Source organism: Anoxybacillus sp. P3H1B (genome assembly GCF_001560855.1).
Taxonomy (GTDB): Bacteria; Bacillota; Bacilli; order Bacillales; family Anoxybacillaceae; genus Anoxybacteroides; species Anoxybacteroides rupiense.
The window spans coordinates 619,452-637,161 of the sequence record NZ_LPUG01000009.1; the positions used below are offsets into that span (position 1 = coordinate 619,452).

Consider the following 17,710-nt stretch of genomic DNA (forward strand, 5'->3'; position numbering starts at 1 on the left):
AAGCGATTTGATGTTCAGTGACTCGGCTGTGTAAAAACAACATGAGCTTCATGTCCATACGAATATGAAGTGATATCTATATAATATTTATAGAAGAATTTCGGAGGTGGAATTTTGTCCCATAACCACTTATATAGCATTCTTCGCTTTCTTTTTGTCGTTGCGGCTGCTGTACTGGGCATCACTGCTATTTATTATGCGGCAACCGTTACATATCCCTTTATTATTGCTTTTTTTATTGCATTTATGATTAACCCATTAGTCAACTACTTAGAAAAAAAAGCAAAAATGCCGAGATCTTTAGCGGTTATTTTCATATTAGTTTTATTGTTTGCTGTCTTGGCAGGATTGGTTACGTTGCTGATCGCCGAGATTGTATCGGGCACTCAATATTTAGCAGCGGTAGTGCCGACCCATTTCCAAACGTTAGTTTTCTATATTGAGGACTTTTTTGCTAGCCAAATTATCCCAATATATAAAGATTGGGCCACTTTATTCAAAAGCCTAGATGCAAGCCAACAAGATACCATTATGAACAACATTCAAGCGGTAGGCACAAAAGTGGCAACAACTGTCGGCGCATTTGTGCAAAATGTGCTGCAAAACATTCCACAGCTGATCGGCTGGCTGCCAAATGCAGCAACTGTCATTATCTTTTCATTGCTGGCTACATTTTTTATTAGTAAAGATTGGTATCGCTGGAGCGGCGCTGCTCAGCGTTTATTGCCGGCTAAAGCGCAAGCGAGCGGACGTACCGTATTTATGAATTTAAAAAAGGCGCTGTTTGGTTTTATTAAAGCACAAGCGACGCTCATTTCGATTACAACCGTCATTGTTCTAATTGGCCTCCTGATTTTACGGGTCGATTACGCGATTACCATTTCGCTTATTATCGGTATCGTTGATATTTTGCCTTATCTAGGAACAGGAATTGTCTTTGTTCCATGGATTATATACTCCGCTGTCAGCGGAGACGTTCCCTTCGCCATCGGGTTGGGCGTTTTGTATATCGTTGTACTTGTTCAACGGCAAATTATGGAACCTAAAGTTTTATCATCCTCGATTGGTCTTGATCCGCTTGCCACATTAATTGCTTTATTTGTTGGCTTTAAATTGCTCGGGTTTCTGGGCCTTATTGCGGGCCCGGTGCTCCTTGTCATTATTCGTGCTTTGCATAGTGCCAATGTATTCCGTGACATTTGGCAGTTTATTAAAGGAAAACCTAGCACATAAGATCACTGGTAGACAAAGTCCTTGTTGCCTTTGTCTATCTCTATTTTAAGCATCCGTTCCTCTCAATTAGAAGCGCTTATCAACAGTTTGAAGAGCCCTTCTTTTTGTACATAGAAGGGCTCTCTTATCTTCTTACATAAAAAAATGTTTTGGTTTCAATCAACGTTTTTAGCCAGCGGGCGATGATGGGTTTGGCCATCCTTCTTGTAGCTGGAAAAAGCAGAAGGGAGCCAATGACATCAGTCAGAAAGCCTGGTACTAATAATAAAAAGCCGCCTGCTAATACGCATATTCCATCCAACAATGCCCCGTTTGGAAGACGCCCATGCATTAGTTCCCATCTTGCTTCCTGAAGCAAAGTCAACCCTTGACGCTTCGCTAACCACACTCCACCGATGCCGGTCATCGCGATACAAGCAATCGTCAGCCAGACTCCAACTAGGTGACTGAACAGGACAAATAAAGAGATCTCAAGAGCTGGAATAAGAATAAACAGCACCACCAAGATTTTCATTTGGCTCCATCCTTCCTTGGAAAAAATAAAAACAGAGAAGATTTGGACTTCTCTGTTTTATTATAGCTTATAACACGCTTGCATGTCCTTGATAGATGGCGCCGAAACCCGGATCCACTGTGATTTCTTGACCATCTTTTAAGATAGATGTAGCATTTGCTACTCCAACAATGACCGGAATGCCAAGACTTAGTCCAACAACAGCAGCATGGCTTGTTAAACCGCCTTCTTCAGTAATAATGGCGGCCGCTTTTCCAAGCTCTTCAATCATATCAGCATCCGTGTTATATGTGACTAGGATGCCGCCCTCGACCATTTTCTCCTTTGCTTCCTCTGCCGTTTTAGCAATTACCGCTTTTCCAAAAGCTGATTTGCGGCCGATGCCTTGTCCTTTCGCAATGATGTCACCAATGACATGCACTTTCATTAAGTTGGTTGAACCCGTTTCTCCAATCGGCACGCCCGCAGTAATCACCACTAGATCACCGTGTTTAGCGATGCCGGATTTTACGGCAGCTTCCACAGCAATATCAAGCATTTCATCGGTCGAATTAACGTGCGGTGCTACTTGTGTATATACTCCCCAAACAAGCGCAAGTTTTCTTGACACAGCTTCGCTTGATGTAACAGCCATAATCGGCGCTTTTGGTCGATACTTCGAAATCATCCGTGCGGTTTGCCCGCTAACAGTCGGCGTGACAATAGCTGCCACATCCAGATTTAGAGCCGTATGAGCAACCGATTGGCCGATCGCATCCGTAATCGTCGTACCGCTCTCTTTTGTTCGCTGTACTAACAAATCACGATACTGCAACGCTTGCTCTGTGCGCAAGGCAATGCGATGCATCGTTTTTACAGCTTCGACCGGATAATGCCCTGCCGCTGTTTCTCCTGACAGCATAATCGCGTCTGTTCCGTCTAAAATGGCATTCGCGACATCGCTTGCTTCCGCTCGCGTTGGCCGCGGATTGCGCTGCATGGAGTCCAACATTTGTGTCGCAGTAATGACTGGTTTGCCAAGAGCGTTACATTTCTTGATTAGCTCTTTTTGTACAAGCGGAACCTCTTCTGCCGGAATCTCAACTCCTAAATCGCCACGAGCCACCATCAATCCGTCTGCCACTTCAAGAATTTCATCAATATTATCGACGCCCTCTTGATTTTCAATTTTGGCAATGATTTTTATATCCAGCGCATTTTGCGCCTCAAGCAATTCACGAATCTCAAGCACATCTGAAGCGCGGCGCACAAAAGAAGCAGCAATAAAGTCAATTCCTTCTTCGATGCCGAACAAAATATCTTGGCGGTCTTTATCGGTAATGCCAGGCAAATTGACGCGAACTCCTGGAACATTGACCCCTTTTTTATTTTTCAGGATGCCGCTGTTTAATACTTTCGCGACAATTTCTCGTTCCTGTTTATGAACAGCGATTACTTCAAGAGCAATTAAACCGTCATCAAGCAAAATCTTATCGCCCAAATCAACATCGTTCATGAGCCCTTCATACGTGACAGAGAATTTTTCCTCTGTTCCTAGCACTTCATCCATCGAGATGATAATTTGCGAGTTTTCTTTTAATTCAATCGCTCCATTTTTCATATTGTGCGTACGGATTTCCGGGCCTTTTGTATCAAGAAGAATCGCTACTGTTTTTCTTGTCTGCTTAGCTGCTTCACGAATATTTTTTATTCGTTGTCCGTGCTCTACATAATCTCCGTGCGAAAAATTCAAACGCGCCACATTCATTCCTGCTTCAATAAGCTCAATAAGCGTTTCAACACTTTCGCTTGCGGGACCTATCGTACAAACAATTTTCGTTTTCCGCATTTTTGCATTCTCCCTTTCATCCATCTTTATGGTAACGATACCACGCTTTCTAGATGGAAAGTTCTTTTGACAATTGGTACATTTTTGGCTCAATCGTATGCTTGTGCGATAATGCTTCGATGATATCGTGATCCACTAGCTGATTATTTTGAATGCCGACACAGCGGCCCCCTTGTCCTTCAAGCAGCAGCTCGACTGCGCGCGCTCCTAAACGGCTTGCTAATACGCGATCGAATGCGGTCGGAGAACCGCCTCTCTGTACATGTCCCAATACCGTTACACGCGTTTCAAACCCGGTCGCCTCTTGAATTTTGCTGCCGAATTCGACTCCGCTTCCGACACCTTCTGCGACAATAATAATACTATGTTTTTTCCCGCGTTCATGTCCTCGTTTTAAACGGGCGACGATATCATTCATATCATAGTCTGCTTCTGGGATTAAAATCGATTCAGCACCGCCTGCCAGCCCCGCCCAAAGAGCGATATCGCCAGCATGACGTCCCATGACTTCAATCACATATGTGCGTTCATGAGAGGTAGCTGTATCACGAATTTTGTCGATTGCATCAATCACGGTATTTAATGCTGTATCAAAACCGATTGTAAAATCCGTTCCAGGTATATCATTATCGATTGTTCCCGGCACCCCTACACATGGGTATCCGTGTTCGGTAAGCTTTTTTGCCCCTTGATAGGAACCGTCTCCGCCAATAACAACCAGCCCTTCGATTCCATGCTTTTGCAACTGTTCAATTCCTTTTAGTTGTCCCTCAAGTGTTTTAAATTCCGGGCAGCGTGCTGTATAAAGCATCGTTCCTCCGCGATGAATAATATCCCCTACATCGCCGATTTCTAGTTTCTTAATTTTTCCTTCAATGAGTCCTGCGTACCCGTGGTAAATACCAAAAACCTCTAATCCGTGATAAATGGCTTTACGCACAACTGCACGAATCGCCGCATTCATTCCTGGTGAATCGCCGCCGCTTGTTAACACACCTATTCTCTTCATTTTGCTCACCTCATGTTCATCGATCTTTCCATACCCCTTAAGATGTCCGACCTCATACATTGTATAAAATACCATGAAGAGTAGCTGAAAACAATAGAAAACTCTTAGTTTGCCCTGAATGAACCTCTCTCACCTACACGTGGTTTCGAAGGGAGAGGCTGCTCGATGGATATCGTTCAATTTTGATAGGCAAAAAGCTGTCCCAATCGATGAGACAGCTTCGTTTCTATTTTTATTTTACTTCTAAATAATCTTCTGAAAAAGCAATTTGACCGATTTGTCTAAATTTTCGATAGCGCTGTTCGACAAGAGCCAGGCCGTCTAATGGAAGGAGCTCCTGCAAAGATTGCTTCAGCACCGCATCAATCGATTGGGCTTGCTCATCTAAGTTGCGATGAGCGCCACCGCGAACTTCAGGAATAATTTCATCGATGACTCCAAGCTTTTGCAGGTCAGCAGCAGTAATCTTCATCGTTTCAGCAGCCCGTTTTGCAAGCGACGCATCCTTCCATAAAATCGCGGCGGCTCCTTCTGGAGAAATGACTGAGTACGTTGAATTCTCCAACATATGAATATGGTTGCCGACACCAAGCGCCAAAGCGCCGCCGCTTCCCCCCTCACCGATCACAATGCAAACCACCGGCACCGTCAATCCTGCCATTTCAAATAAATTTCTTGCAATTGCCTCACTCTGTCCGCGTTCTTCTGCGGCTTTTCCTGGATAGGCACCTTTTGTATCAATAAAACAAATAATCGGACGATTAAATTTTTCCGCTTGTTTCATCAGACGTAAGGCTTTGCGATATCCTTCCGGATGAGGCATCCCAAAATTGCGGCGAATGTTTTCCTTCGTATCTTTGCCGCGCTGATGACCAATTACAGTTACAGGAAGGCCATGATATTTCGCAATTCCTCCAACGATCGCTTCGTCATCGCCAAACAAGCGATCTCCATGGCATTCTAAAAAATTGGTAAACAGCCGTTCAATATAATCAAGCGTCGTTGGCCGATTCGGATGACGAGCAATTTGTACGCGATCCCATGGCGTTAAATTTGCGTATGTTTCATTTTCTAGCTTTTCAAGTCTCGCCTCGAGCTTTTCAATTTCCGCCGATAAATCTACATCGGCTGTTTGAGTGAACTCTTTTAATTCACTAATTTTCTTGCGCAATTCAATCAGCGGTTTTTCAAATTCTAATTCGCCCACCATTCGCCATCGCCTCCTGTCTGATGAATATCAAGCACATTCGCTAACGTCTCCTTTAATTCGTGCCGATGGATCACCGCATCAAGCTGTCCATGCTTAAGTAAAAATTCCGCTGTTTGAAAGTCTTCCGGCAGCTCCTCACGCACGGTTTGCTCAATGACCCGGCGGCCGGCAAATCCAATTAATGCGCCAGGCTCAGCAAAATTATAATCGCCAAGTGAAGCAAAGCTTGCCGATACTCCTCCCGTTGTTGGATGGGTCATAATCGAAATGATCAGCCCGCCGTCATCGCTAAACCGCTTTAATGCCGCGCTCGTTTTCGCCATTTGCATCAGGCTCAGCACTCCCTCTTGCATACGTGCTCCCCCGGAAGCGGTAAAAATGACAAATGGCACCTGAAGCTCCCTTGCTTTTTCGACCGCTCGCGCAATTTTTTCACCGACAACGGATCCCATACTTCCCATACGAAACGCTGAGTCCATAACAGCAATGACAAGAGGGCGTTCATTTAATGTTCCCGTTCCTGTCACAACTGCTTCGTTTAATTGCGATTTGCGGCGATCTGCCTCCAATTTTTCAAGATAATCAGGGAACTGGAGCGGATTTTCGGAAATCATTTCTGAATCGTATTCCTGAAAGCTTCCTTCATCAAGCAAGCTATCAATGCGTTCGCGCGCTGGCAGAGGATGATGGTAGCCGCAGCTCATGCAAACACGCAAATTTTTCATTAGCTCTTTTGTATACATAATTTTTTTGCATTTTGGACATTTTGTCATAATTCCTTCAGGAACGTCTTGTTTTACTTGCTCTGAAGGAACAGAAGCATATTTTTTCTTTTTTGTAAATAGCTCTTTAAGCAAAGGGTGTTCCCTCCTTTGGCAATCGGTATAATGGTGTGGCCGTATTCTCGGTCAACAATTTGAGAGCATCAGGAAGCTGTTGCTTTTCTAAAACGATGTGCATTTGCTGGTAAAAAGCAAGCGGAAACAATCGTGTATCATGATGAAGCTGGAAAAAATCGCTTAGAACTCGCCAAATCCGTTCAAGCAAATAATTATTTCCTACTTGAAATACCCACTGAAAAAATGTTTCATAGTCAATGGAATGTTGATCAATCATCGCTTTAAGCTCATTCAGCTGTTCTTTCGTCCTGCGCTCACATGCTAGCGTCAAGCCAAGCTGTTCGATCAGCTGCTTTGTTTCCACGAGGTCAGCATTGGCTTTTTTTTCTTGTAAAATAAACATGCCTAGCAATTGAATGAACTGATGCTCACCAAATTTCTTTAAATAGGTTCCTTCTCCGCGTCTCGTTTCAATAAGCCCAAGAAATTCAAGGGAGCGGAGCGCTTCCCTTACAGAGGAACGCCCCACCTTCAGCCTTTCGGACAATTCCCGCTCAGAAGGAATTTTATCTCCTGCGACAAGCCCGTCTTCTTCAATAATATGATAAATACTTTGCAAAATTTCAACGTATACTTTTTCCGTCATCCTTTCATGATCACTCGCCTACATCATCGCTGCATTTGTCTTGTTTTACTCTCCATTCCTTCAGAACTCATACGAATGCGGGCAGCTCCTGTCTTCACCGCTGGCTTAGCTGCAACAACCGATGCGACCCGCGGATCAACTGGTACGCCATTCATCTTCTGAAACAAGTGAAGCGGCTGCTTCCACAGCAGCGATTTTCATTTTTTCATTCATTTATCGCGCCGAACCTCTAAAGCACCTCGGAAGATGCCTGGAAACGCCAGAACATGATCGACTTGATTCGGATCATCTGATCATCCTGTTCCAACGACAACAGCTCCTGCTTGAAGTGCTTCTTCCGGCATCATTTCCAGAACCGGATTGGCCATTGCAAAAATCATTGGCCGGCCGTTCAGCGAACGAATCATTTCCGCTATCCAAGCTCCTGCTATCATTTCTCGCTTTCCTTCATGCGCTTTATGAATATATAAGGCCTCTTTACGCAAAGACACATACATTCATTCCTTATAATTATGAAACGGCCATAACTGGTCTGACCACCTAACGTTTATACAATATAATAAAATGAAGCATTAGTAAAGAAAACATTATTTTAGCACAACATATGTGCCTCCTAACAATGCTTTTAATTCTGCTAGGCAGTCAGCAGAAGCGTTCACTTGGTATTCGTCAGACAGCTTCACCGTTTTGCGCTCTTTTTCATAATAGAGAACGACAGGTACATAACCGTGATGATGCTCCAAAATCGTTTTGAGCTTTGCCATTTTTCCGCTGTGAATATGATCAGGGCAAATTTTTAAATAAAGCGTTGGCTTGTCCAGCTCATCGAGCGGAATCACCTTTTTGATAATGAAATGAATCGCCGCTTGCCGGACTTCTATTTTTCCTTCCAGCAACAAAATCTCGCCTTTTTTTAAGGAAGAATGATAGCGATGATACACTTCAGGAAAAGCAATAGCGGACAATTCGCCGCTTTCATCGCTTACTGTCAAAAACGACATTTCTTCGCCTTTTTTGGTTCTCGTCTTGCGCTCCAAAAGAATATAGGCGCCAATCCGTAAATAGGAGCCGTTTTGCTCTTTTTTGATCGAACTGACCGGCACTGCTCCTGCCGCTTGAAATTGATCAAGATGCGCTAAAACGGGATGAGGCGAGACATACACACCAAGCAAATCCTTTTCATATTGAAGCTTTTCGTCAAAAGAAAACGGAGAGGCTTCTACATATTTTGGTTTAAAAGATAGTCCGGCTATGTTTGATTGATCGCTTTCATCATACTCATAATATGGTCCCATCAGTTCAGCATGCTCCATCGCTACTTCGACACTTGCCAGCAATGTTGCACGCTCAATGCCAAATTCATCAAAACAACCTGCCAATATGAGAGATTCGATCATTTTCCGATTCACCGTTTTTTTGGATAGGCGAAGACAAAAATCGAATAAATCGGAAAACGGACGTTTTTTTCTTTCTTGAATAATCGCGTTGACCGCTTGAGCACCAACATGCTTAATCGCTGCAAGACTATAACGGATTGATCCGTTTTCAATGGAAAATGAATAATAGCTTCGATTAATCGAAGGCGGAAGCAGCACAATCTTCCGTTGTCTCATCTCTTGTATGCATGAGCTCACTTTTTCTTCGTCTCCAATGGAAACAGTCAATAAAGCCGCATAAAAATATAGCGGATAATGCGCTTTTAAATAGGCCAATTGATAGGAAATCATACTGTAAGCAACCGCATGGCTTCGGTTAAATCCATAATTGGCAAAGCGGACAATCAAATCGTATAGTTCATGAGCAAGCGTTTTGTCATATCCTTTCTCCATACATCCTTTGACAAAGCGGGATCGCTCTTGATCAAGAATCTCCTTGTTCTTTTTCCCTATCGCTCGCCGCAATAAATCAGCTTGACCTAATGAAAAGCCAGCCATTTTTGCTGCTATTTGCATAATCTGCTCTTGATAAATCAAGACCCCGTATGTTGACTGTAAAATAGGTGCAAGGTCCGGATGAAGAAAGACAGCGGCTTCATGCCCATGCTTTCTTTTGATATATATTGGAATAAAGTCTATCGGTCCCGGACGATATAAAGCATTGACGGCGACAATATCCTCAAATTGCGACGGTCTTAGCTGCTTCAGTACGTTTTTGATCCCTTCTGATTCCAATTGAAAAATTCCTGTTGTATCTCCTCTGCTTAGCAAGGCAAACGTTCGTTCATCGTGGAGCGGAACATTTTGTACATCAACAAATTTCCCTGTTTTTTGATAAATCAGCTTGCACACATTGCTAATGAAGGTTAAAGTGCGCAGGCCAAGAAAATCCATTTTCAACAAACCAAGCTGTTCTAATACGTCCATTGGATATTGAGTTAAGTAAATGTCGACATGTCCTTGCTGCAACGGTACGATGTCCGACAGCGGCTGTTCGCTTATCACCACCCCGGCCGCATGAGTGGATGAATGCCTTGGAAGCCCTTCCAATCGCAATGCTGTAGCAAAGACTTTTCGCAGCTCTGGCGATGTCTGAACAGCTTTTTTTAACAAAGGGACCTGGTCATATGCTTCTTGCAGTGTGATCCCCATTTTGTTAGGGATATGCTTTGCGATTTGCTCTATTTCTTCCGGACGCACTCCCATGGCCTTAGCGACATCGCGAATAGCGGCTCGCGCTCCAAATGTACCAAATGTAATAATTTGAGCAACATGTTGCGTTCCGTATTTGCGTGCCACATACTGAATCACTTCATCGCGCCGCTCATCTGGAAAATCGATATCAATATCAGGAAGAGAAACGCGCTCAGGATTCAAAAAACGCTCAAATAATAAACCATACTGAACAGGGTCGACATGGGTAATATACAGAGTAAAGGCCACAAGCGATCCCGCAGCTGAACCGCGTCCCGGTCCCATTGTGATTCCTTGTTCTCGCGCAAAGCTGATAAAATCAGCGACAATTAAAAAATAATCGCTAAAATTCATCTCCTCAATCGTTTTTAACTCATAACGAAGGCGCTCAAGATATTCCGATGATGGAGACGGGATGCGTTCATATAATCCTTTCAAACAAAGACGCTCCAAATGCTGATGAACATTTTCGTTTGCTGGTACAGGATATTTAGGAAGCCGCAATCTGCCTAATTCAATGTCAACTTGGCACAGGGAAGCAATTTTTTCTGTATTGCTTACTGCTTCAGGTAAATCAGCAAACAGGCTCGCCATTTCATCGGTTGATTTTAAATAGTATTCGTCACTTCCAAGCGTTCTCCTTCCTTCATCATGAAGTTTCATCCCCTGCTGAATTGCAAGCAAGCAATCGTGAACGAAAGCATCTTCCTTCTCGATGTAACGCACATCGTTGGTAGCAACAAGCGGCGTATTCGTTGCCTTGCTCAGCTGTACAAGCTCATGCTGCCATTTTTCTTCCACACCATGCCGTTGAACCGCCAGATAAAAAGCATCATCTCCAAATAGTTGTTTATATGAGGCCATACACTTGATCGCTTTTTCGAACTCATTTCTTCTCACTAATGACTCAACATAACCATCCCTTCCTGGAGAAATGGCGATCAGCTCATTGCTATAACGCTGAAGCCGTTCTTCTGGGATTCCATCAGGTTCACTTGTTTGAATGATGCTGCTAATTTTCATTAAATGGCGATAACCTATATTGTTTTTTGCTAAAAGCACCAGCGGATACGCTTCCCTCTCTCCCACTTTAATATGTGTAATCATACCGATGATCGGTTTAATCTGATATTTTTGGCATTCTTGATAGAAAGTCACCGCCCCGTATAGTACGTTTTCATCTGTTAAAGCTAACGACCTAAAACCCAGTTCACTCGCTTTTTTCACTAAATCATGAATTTTTACTGCACTCTTTAACAAGCTATAGCCGCTCCGTACATGAAGGTGGACAAACGACAATGCTCCTCCCTCCTTTTCCTTCATTATAGTCGACAAAACTTTGGCAACGCAAAACATACTTATATCTGTTCGTCCATATATATGTTTAAAGAAAGGAATGAGGCGATGATGGGAACGAAACTTGCGTTTTTACCGGCGTTTATTCAAAGCTACTTTATTGCTCTTGGAGTTCTTTTAGGAGGAGCAGGCATTGGCGGAATCGGGGCATTTCTGATGGGACAGCCACCGCTGACGTCCATGTATCGTTTTGCGATGGATTTAAAAATTTGGGCGGTCGTAGCCGCAATTGGCGGGACATTTGACACGTTTTATACAGTCGAGCGCGGCTTATTTTCAGGAGAAACACGTGACATTGTCAAGCAGTTTCTGCTCATTATTTCCGCGATCGGTGGCGCACAAACAGGTGTTACCATTATTACATGGCTGACACAGGAGCATATTTCTTCATGAGAATTCCTCCATACTATCGCGACAAAACTTGGCAGCGTTTTTTTGCCGGCGCCGCGATCGGTGCGGTCCTAAGCTGGTTCATATTTTTACATTTATTTGGTGTATTGCAAGAAAAGCAGGTGCGCCAGATCACTGAACTTCAAGACAAAATTGCTGATTTAAACAGCGATATTCAAATTTGGCAGGAAGACTATATTAAACTAAACAAACTGAACAAAAAAAAGTTGACCGTCCAAGAAATTCGCATCCAGCTTGTCAACGCAAATGAGTATAAACTCGATTCCTATATGAAATTTCATATTGAAGAAAGCGTCAAAGAAGATGTATCCCACCTAGTCGCCAAAGATATCGAAACCGTCTATCAAAGCAAGGATTTATTAAAAAAGACGATTGAAAACAAAACCTATACCATCAATGAGCAAACGTATCGACTTGAAATAACGGAGCTGTTTTTATTCACTACATTATCAATTGAATTAAAGCTAAAGCCCGTTCACCGCTAGCAGGATATCATCGAGAATGACCATATAAAAATAGGATGAAGGGGATTTCAAAAAAGATGATATCTTTTCACTAGTGTTGATGATCCATTATTTTACTAAAAATATGGAATGATTGAGCTAGACACACGCTTTTCTGCATGTCCAGTCGGCAAGCGAGTGGCTTGCCGACTACGGCAGAAAAGTAAGGAATCAAGCAATGTCGATTGATTTTTATTGGATCATCAACACGCTTGACATATTTTTTAAACAAAAATTACGTTTGGTTGTATTTGGTCATTTTCCTTAATAGCAGTACTTGCAACATCGATCTATCAAAACAGCAACATAAATATAAATGGAAACCAAAAAATCTTTCAACAAACAGAAAGAAGTCACCGAACAACGAACAAGTGATAACTGCTGGATTATAGCCGGGGACAAAATCTCCGACCACATAAAAAACGGACCTTCTCTAGATCGGTTTGAGTTATTAATGGGCTTGGCACGCCAATTCTAAATCAGCAATCACCCGATCCGCATCCTCCCAAGAATAAATCGACGCACCTGCAGCGAAAGGATGTCCGCCGCCCCCGTATTTTTTTGCTACTTCATTGACAATCGTTCCTTTTGAACGGAGGCGAACACGAATTTCTTTGTCCTCCTCAATAAAAAAGACCCATGCCTGTATTCCATCAACGTTGCCAAGAAGACTTACAAGCTGCGACGCTTCGGACGGAGAAGCGTTATATTTTCCAAGCAGTTCTTTTGTCATTTTTACAAACGCGACTCCGCTTGGAGAAAGCTGAAAATTTTGTAGCACATATCCGCTTAAATGAGCAATATTCACTTTTGTGCGATATAGCTCATCATATAGATCGGTCAATGAAAAGCCGTATTCAACTAGTTCGCTTGCATATTGGAATGTTTTAGAGCTTGTTCTTGAAAAAAGAAAACGTCCCGTGTCCCCGACAATCCCAGCGTAAATCAAACGAGCTGCTTCTTTCGTCATGACCAAGCCTTTCTCTTTGCCTGCTAAGTAAAACTCATAAATCATTTCACTTGTCGAGCTGGCGTTCGTATCGACCCACAATAAATCTCCGTACGGATCTTCGTTCGGATGATGATCAATTTTAATCAGTTTTTTTCCTAACCGATAGCGCCCATCACAGATCCGCTCCTGGTTCGCCGTGTCACATACAATCACAAGCGCGTTTTTATATACATGATCATCGATTTGATCCAACCGTCTTAAAAAATTAAGCGATTCTTCTTCTCTTCCTACTGTATAAACATTTTTTTGTGGAAATGAGGCCTTCAGAATTTCCGCCAATCCTCCTTGGGAGCCGTATGCATCTGGATCAGGACGGACGTGGCGGTGAATAATGATCGTTTCAAATTGCTGAATCACCTGTAAAATTTCCAATGCCTTCTCGTTCATATTCGTTCCCTCTTTTACGATAGTTTTCTTTCATTATAAGGGAAAAACATGTACAATGGTAGAGAAACAAAAGATGGAGGGGTGCGTTCATGCCTGCACTAGTCATTCTCATCATTTTTTCTCTTTCCTTCTACGCCTATTATAAAATGAAATATTTTCGTAGCCAGCGCCCGCTCGAACGGCGATGGCTTTCTGCAAAATCAAGCATAGCTCTCGGCCTATTTGTCTTTTTCTTCGGCATCAACCAATTCTTTTTACATTCTTCAACCGTCACCTATATTGTCGGAATCATTTTTTTATTGGTGGGTGGCGGAAGCGCATGGGCTGGATATCGGTCCTATAAGCATTATTTGCCGCTGGTGATAGAAGAGGCACAGGGAACAGCTAAAAACGGGGGATCATGATCCCCCGTCCATAAAAACTACCTGTCCATTAACTGGCACATCATTAATGCTTTTCCTACAACCACTCCGTCATGATATACTTCAACATCAACCTTTCCGAATTTCCGTCCAATTTCTAGCAGCCTTGCTTTAATATCAATAATACTGTCAATTTGCACTGGTTTAATAAAATAAATCGTAATATTTTCGATCACTAAATCTCCGCGTTTATATAGCCGCAATACCCGCGTCGCCGCTTCCGTCACAATCGTTGTAAACACTCCATAAGACAACGTTCCTAAATAGTTCGTCATTTGCGGCGTTACCGTGCATTGAAAGACATTTTCTGTTTTCGATTGCTGCTCTGCTTCTTGAAATTGGCCTGTAATGAGATCATCGATCGTTTCCCCGACTTGCGGCTGTCGCTGAATCATTTGCAGCGCCTTTAATACGTCCTGCCTGCTTATAATTCCCTGAAGACGATTATGGTCATCGACAACCGGCAACAATTCAATGCCTTCCCATACCATAATATGTGAAGCAAAGGCAACCGACGTTTTTCCGTTTACAGTAATCGGATATTTCGTCATGACTTTTTCAATCGGCAGCGTCCGTTCACAGTCTAATACATCTTTTGATGTCACCATTCCTTGCACTTTTAAATGATGGTCAACGACAGGAAAGCGGCTGTGCTTCGTTTCGCGATTGAGCTGATACCACTTTTCGACTATATCAGTGGTTTCTAAATATACCGTTTTTTCGAAAGGAATTAAAATATCTTCAACAAGAACGATTTCTTTTTTAATGAGCTGATCGTAAATCGCACGATTGATCATCGTCGCAACTGTAAACGTATCATAGCTTGTCGATATAATGGGCAGCTGCAGCTCGTCCGCCAGTTTTTTGACATAATCATCTGTATCAAAGCCTCCGGTAATCAACACGGCCGCACCTGCTTCTAGCGCAAGTTGATGCGCCTTCGTCCTGTTTCCGACAATTAATAAATCTCCTGCTCCTGTATAACGCATCATCGCTTCAAGTTTCATTGCACCAATGACAAAGCGGTTGAGCGTTTTATACAGACCTTCACGTCCTCCTAGCACTTGTCCATCCACAATATTGACAACTTCCGCGTAAGTGAGCTTCTCAATATTTTCTTTCTTTTTTCTCTCGATTCGAATCGTTCCAACACGCTCAATCGTGCTGACATACCCTTTATTTTCCGCATCCTTAATCGCCCGGTAAGCCGTTCCTTCGCTTACCCCCATTTCTTTCGCAATTTGCCGAACAGAAATTTTTTCTCCTACCGGCAAGCTATCAATATATTGCAAAATTTGCTCATGTTTTGTCGCCAAATGTCTTCACCCTTTGTGCCAAAGTCTATTTTTATTATAAAGGTGAATGAAGCGCGATTCAATGAAGGGCTAGCCACATGATTCGCAAACAAAAAAGGAGCTTGGATAAAAGCCCCTTTTTTGCTATAATTCCATACTTTCTCCTGGTTGTAATACTTTTCCCACGCCCTCTTTGAGCAGCGAAACAAACTGGTGCGGATTTTGCTCAATGACCGGGAATGTGTTGTAATGAATCGGTACAACGGTTTTGGCACGCAGCCAGTCCGCTGCCAACGCCGCATCCTCTGGTCCCATTGTAAAATTGTCGCCAATCGGCAAAAAGGCCACATCGATTTCATTTCGCTCGCCAATCAGCTTCATATCCGAAAACAGCGCCGTATCTCCCGCGTGATAAATCGTTTTTCCTTCCGCATAGAATAAAATCCCGCACGGCATTCCCGTATAAATGATTTGCTTGTTTTCGTCAATATAACTGGAACCATGGAAGGCTTGGGTTAATTTGACTTTTCCAAATTCAAATTGGTGCGCTCCGCCAATATGCATCGGATGCGCATTGACACCTTGCCAGCTTAAATACGTAGCCAATTCAAATGGAGCCACTACCAGCGCATTGTTGCGAAGCGCAAGCGGAATCGTATCGCCTACATGATCACTATGCCCATGTGTCAGCAAAATCACATCTACCTTTACGTCGTCAGCATTCAGATCCGTCGCCCCATTTCCTGTAATAAACGGATCAATGAAAATCGTCTTTCCGTTCGTTTCAATTTTGACAACTGAATGTCCATGATACGTAAGCTTCAATTTGATCTGCTCCTTTCCTATGTACAAGGTCTTTCATTGATATATTTCGCAAAAACTTTTATATTTCCTTCTTCATGTAGCGAATGAACACCTAGCAGGCAAACGGATGGGCCCACAGGTGTTCTTAAGAAGCAGAAAAGCTAGTACGTATTGCTAGATAAAATCCATTCATTCATGGTCCTTATACTATTAGAACGGACGGCAGCTGCTTTGGCAAAGTCATAGACTCGCTTAAGAATCATGCATAATCGTTTACATCCGGCAAAATTACTGGTACTCTCAAATATAGAGTCTGCTCATGAGCATCAATCATCCACTATTTTAACGCAAACGCTTTCTTCGTGCTTTTTAGAACAAGAAAATCAACGAAGTATTTGCTTGCGATAAACCTCTTGTTCAAAATGCTGAGTCATTGATGGGCACCTCGTCAATGAAAGCGACAGATGGATTGATGTTTATCAATATAGAAATAAAAGGAAGTGAACATAATGAACCAACGACTTCAATCGCTTTCACACTGGATGCAGCAAGAGCAGCTTTCCTTCGCCCTTATTACATCCACCGCTAATGTCTTTTACTTAAGCGGATTTTACAGTGAACCGCATGAACGGCTTTTAGCGCTGCTCGTCTTCCCAAATGATGAGCCCGTTCTCATCTGTCCACAAATGGAAGTGGCTCAAGCTAAACGCTCCGGTTGGGCTTATTCTATTATCGGCTACAGCGATATTGAAAATCCTTGGGAGCACATTTATACGCATATGAACAAAAGATCTGTGACCGTTGAAAATGTCGCGATTGAAAAAACACACCTATCTCTTGAACGATATGAACAGCTATGTACCTATTTTTCCGTGCGCTCAACCGTTAATGTAGAGGAAAAATTGCGACAGCTGCGCATGATTAAAGATGAACAAGAAATCGCGATTTTACGGCAAGCAGCTTCTCTCGCTGATTATGGCGTGGAAGTCGGCGTAAAAGCGATTGCTGAAGGCAAAACAGAATTAGAAGTGATTGCCGCCATTGAGTACGAATTGAAGAAAAAGGGCGTTCGCCAAATGTCGTTTGCAACGATGGTATTGACGGGGGCCAAAACGGCTGATCCTCATGGCACCCCAGGCTTAGCCTCTATTCAAAAAGGAGATTTTGTCTTATTCGATTTAGGCGTTATTTTAGATGGATATTGTTCAGATATTACGCGAACCGTTATGTTTGGCCAACCAAACGATGAGCAAAAGCAAATTTATCATACCGTCTTAAACGCCCAGCTCGCTGCTATTGCGGCATCAAAGCCAGGAACAGAGATTGGTGCGGTGGACAAAGCGGCAAGACAGTTGATTGAGCAAGCTGGTTACGGTTCTTATTTTACTCATCGCGTCGGGCACGGATTAGGCATTGAAGTTCATGAATATCCTTCGATGAATGCAACCAATACGATGCCGCTCGAGCCGGGGATGGTCTTTACAATTGAACCGGGCATTTACATTCCGGACATCGGCGGTGTGCGTATCGAAGATGATATCTTGATTACTGAAAACGGCGCAGAGATTTTAACAAATTATCCAAAAGAATTCATCCTATTATAAAAACAAG

Annotated in this window: 15 protein-coding genes and 1 pseudogene; 5 read left to right on the plus strand and 11 right to left on the minus strand. The window is 43.0% G+C overall.

The genetic code is table 11. From position 1 onward, the window contains the following. The first annotated feature begins 114 nt into the window (after positions 1–114). A complete protein-coding gene (ytvI, locus tag AT864_RS03340) occupies positions 115–1,233 on the plus strand; it encodes a sporulation integral membrane protein YtvI (RefSeq protein ID WP_066146410.1) in 1,119 nt (372 codons plus the stop codon). 124 nt (positions 1,234–1,357) lie between these two features. Here the strand turns inward: ytvI and AT864_RS03345 are convergent, their stop codons facing one another. The 8 genes and pseudogenes from AT864_RS03345 to dnaE all read right to left on the minus strand — a co-directional run bounded on the left by AT864_RS03345 (position 1,358) and on the right by dnaE (position 11,208). Next, positions 1,358–1,747, minus strand: a complete 390-nt coding sequence (locus AT864_RS03345) for an FxsA family protein (protein ID WP_044745949.1) — start codon at positions 1,745–1,747, stop codon at positions 1,358–1,360. Positions 1,748–1,814: 67 nt separating this feature from the next. Beyond that, complete coding sequence (gene pyk / locus AT864_RS03350; protein ID WP_066146415.1) at positions 1,815–3,575, minus strand: pyruvate kinase; 1,761 nt, start codon at positions 3,573–3,575, stop codon at positions 1,815–1,817. A gap of 49 nt (positions 3,576–3,624) precedes the next feature. Next, positions 3,625–4,584, minus strand: a complete 960-nt coding sequence (gene pfkA / locus AT864_RS03355; protein WP_044745982.1) for a 6-phosphofructokinase — start codon at positions 4,582–4,584, stop codon at positions 3,625–3,627. Between the two features lie 232 nt (positions 4,585–4,816). Then, positions 4,817–5,794 (minus strand): acetyl-CoA carboxylase carboxyl transferase subunit alpha, encoded by a 978-nt coding sequence (gene accA / locus AT864_RS03360; RefSeq protein WP_044745947.1) that lies wholly within the window; start codon positions 5,792–5,794, stop codon positions 4,817–4,819. After that, positions 5,779–6,651: an acetyl-CoA carboxylase, carboxyltransferase subunit beta gene (gene accD / locus AT864_RS03365; RefSeq protein ID WP_044745946.1), complete on the minus strand. Its 873-nt coding sequence runs from the start codon at positions 6,649–6,651 to the stop codon at positions 5,779–5,781. Before accD ends, accA begins: the two co-directional genes overlap by 16 nt. After that, on the minus strand, positions 6,644–7,279 hold the full coding sequence (locus tag AT864_RS03370) for a FadR/GntR family transcriptional regulator (protein WP_066146418.1): 636 nt from the start codon (positions 7,277–7,279) through the stop codon (positions 6,644–6,646). The genes accD and AT864_RS03370 overlap by 8 nt, the downstream gene beginning before the upstream one ends. A gap of 23 nt (positions 7,280–7,302) precedes the next feature. Continuing rightward, a pseudogene (locus AT864_RS18235) lies at positions 7,303–7,710 on the minus strand (malic enzyme-like NAD(P)-binding protein); the annotation flags it as partial. Positions 7,711–7,866: 156 nt separating this feature from the next. Beyond that, positions 7,867–11,208 (minus strand): DNA polymerase III subunit alpha, encoded by a 3,342-nt coding sequence (gene dnaE / locus AT864_RS03380; protein ID WP_066146423.1) that lies wholly within the window; start codon positions 11,206–11,208, stop codon positions 7,867–7,869. Positions 11,209–11,316: 108 nt separating this feature from the next. On the opposite strand from dnaE, the gene AT864_RS03385 reads away from it, so the two are divergent. Together AT864_RS03385 and ytrI are read left to right on the plus strand one after the other, a co-directional pair. Next, positions 11,317–11,658: a YtrH family sporulation protein gene (locus AT864_RS03385; RefSeq protein ID WP_044745942.1), complete on the plus strand. Its 342-nt coding sequence runs from the start codon at positions 11,317–11,319 to the stop codon at positions 11,656–11,658. Next, positions 11,655–12,161: a sporulation membrane protein YtrI gene (gene ytrI, locus AT864_RS03390; protein ID WP_044745941.1), complete on the plus strand. Its 507-nt coding sequence runs from the start codon at positions 11,655–11,657 to the stop codon at positions 12,159–12,161. Before AT864_RS03385 ends, ytrI begins: the two co-directional genes overlap by 4 nt. Positions 12,162–12,630: 469 nt before the next feature. On the opposite strand, the gene AT864_RS03395 is transcribed toward ytrI, so the two are convergent. Further along, on the minus strand, positions 12,631–13,578 hold the full coding sequence (locus AT864_RS03395) for a bifunctional oligoribonuclease/PAP phosphatase NrnA (protein WP_066146426.1): 948 nt from the start codon (positions 13,576–13,578) through the stop codon (positions 12,631–12,633). A gap of 89 nt (positions 13,579–13,667) precedes the next feature. On the opposite strand from AT864_RS03395, the gene AT864_RS03400 reads away from it, so the two are divergent. Beyond that, positions 13,668–13,982 (plus strand): YtpI family protein, encoded by a 315-nt coding sequence (locus AT864_RS03400; RefSeq protein WP_066146430.1) that lies wholly within the window; start codon positions 13,668–13,670, stop codon positions 13,980–13,982. Between the two features lie 17 nt (positions 13,983–13,999). Here the strand turns inward: AT864_RS03400 and AT864_RS03405 are convergent, their stop codons facing one another. Together AT864_RS03405 and AT864_RS03410 are read right to left on the minus strand one after the other, a co-directional pair. After that, complete coding sequence (locus tag AT864_RS03405; protein WP_066146433.1) at positions 14,000–15,316, minus strand: CBS domain-containing protein; 1,317 nt, start codon at positions 15,314–15,316, stop codon at positions 14,000–14,002. Between the two features lie 123 nt (positions 15,317–15,439). Next, entirely contained in the window at positions 15,440–16,120 is a 681-nt protein-coding gene (locus tag AT864_RS03410) for a metal-dependent hydrolase (protein WP_066146436.1), read from the minus strand. Positions 16,121–16,608: 488 nt separating this feature from the next. On the opposite strand from AT864_RS03410, the gene AT864_RS03415 reads away from it, so the two are divergent. Then, on the plus strand, positions 16,609–17,703 hold the full coding sequence (locus AT864_RS03415) for a Xaa-Pro peptidase family protein (protein WP_066146439.1): 1,095 nt from the start codon (positions 16,609–16,611) through the stop codon (positions 17,701–17,703). Positions 17,704–17,710 lie beyond the last annotated feature (7 nt).

Coding starts and splice junctions, on each gene's coding strand:
- AT864_RS03400 (WP_066146430.1), top strand. CDS start 13,668: ATGCCTGCACTAGTCATTCTCATCATTTTTTCTCTTTCCTTCTACGCC.
- AT864_RS03395 (WP_066146426.1), bottom strand. CDS start 13,578: ATGAACGAGAAGGCATTGGAAATTTTACAGGTGATTCAGCAATTTGAA.
- accA (WP_044745947.1), bottom strand. CDS start 5,794: ATGGTGGGCGAATTAGAATTTGAAAAACCGCTGATTGAATTGCGCAAG.
- AT864_RS03415 (WP_066146439.1), top strand. CDS start 16,609: ATGAACCAACGACTTCAATCGCTTTCACACTGGATGCAGCAAGAGCAG.
- AT864_RS03385 (WP_044745942.1), top strand. CDS start 11,317: ATGGGAACGAAACTTGCGTTTTTACCGGCGTTTATTCAAAGCTACTTT.
- pfkA (WP_044745982.1), bottom strand. CDS start 4,584: ATGAAGAGAATAGGTGTGTTAACAAGCGGCGGCGATTCACCAGGAATG.
- AT864_RS03370 (WP_066146418.1), bottom strand. CDS start 7,279: ATGACGGAAAAAGTATACGTTGAAATTTTGCAAAGTATTTATCATATT.
- AT864_RS03345 (WP_044745949.1), bottom strand. CDS start 1,747: ATGAAAATCTTGGTGGTGCTGTTTATTCTTATTCCAGCTCTTGAGATC.
- pyk (WP_066146415.1), bottom strand. CDS start 3,575: ATGCGGAAAACGAAAATTGTTTGTACGATAGGTCCCGCAAGCGAAAGT.
- ytrI (WP_044745941.1), top strand. CDS start 11,655: ATGAGAATTCCTCCATACTATCGCGACAAAACTTGGCAGCGTTTTTTT.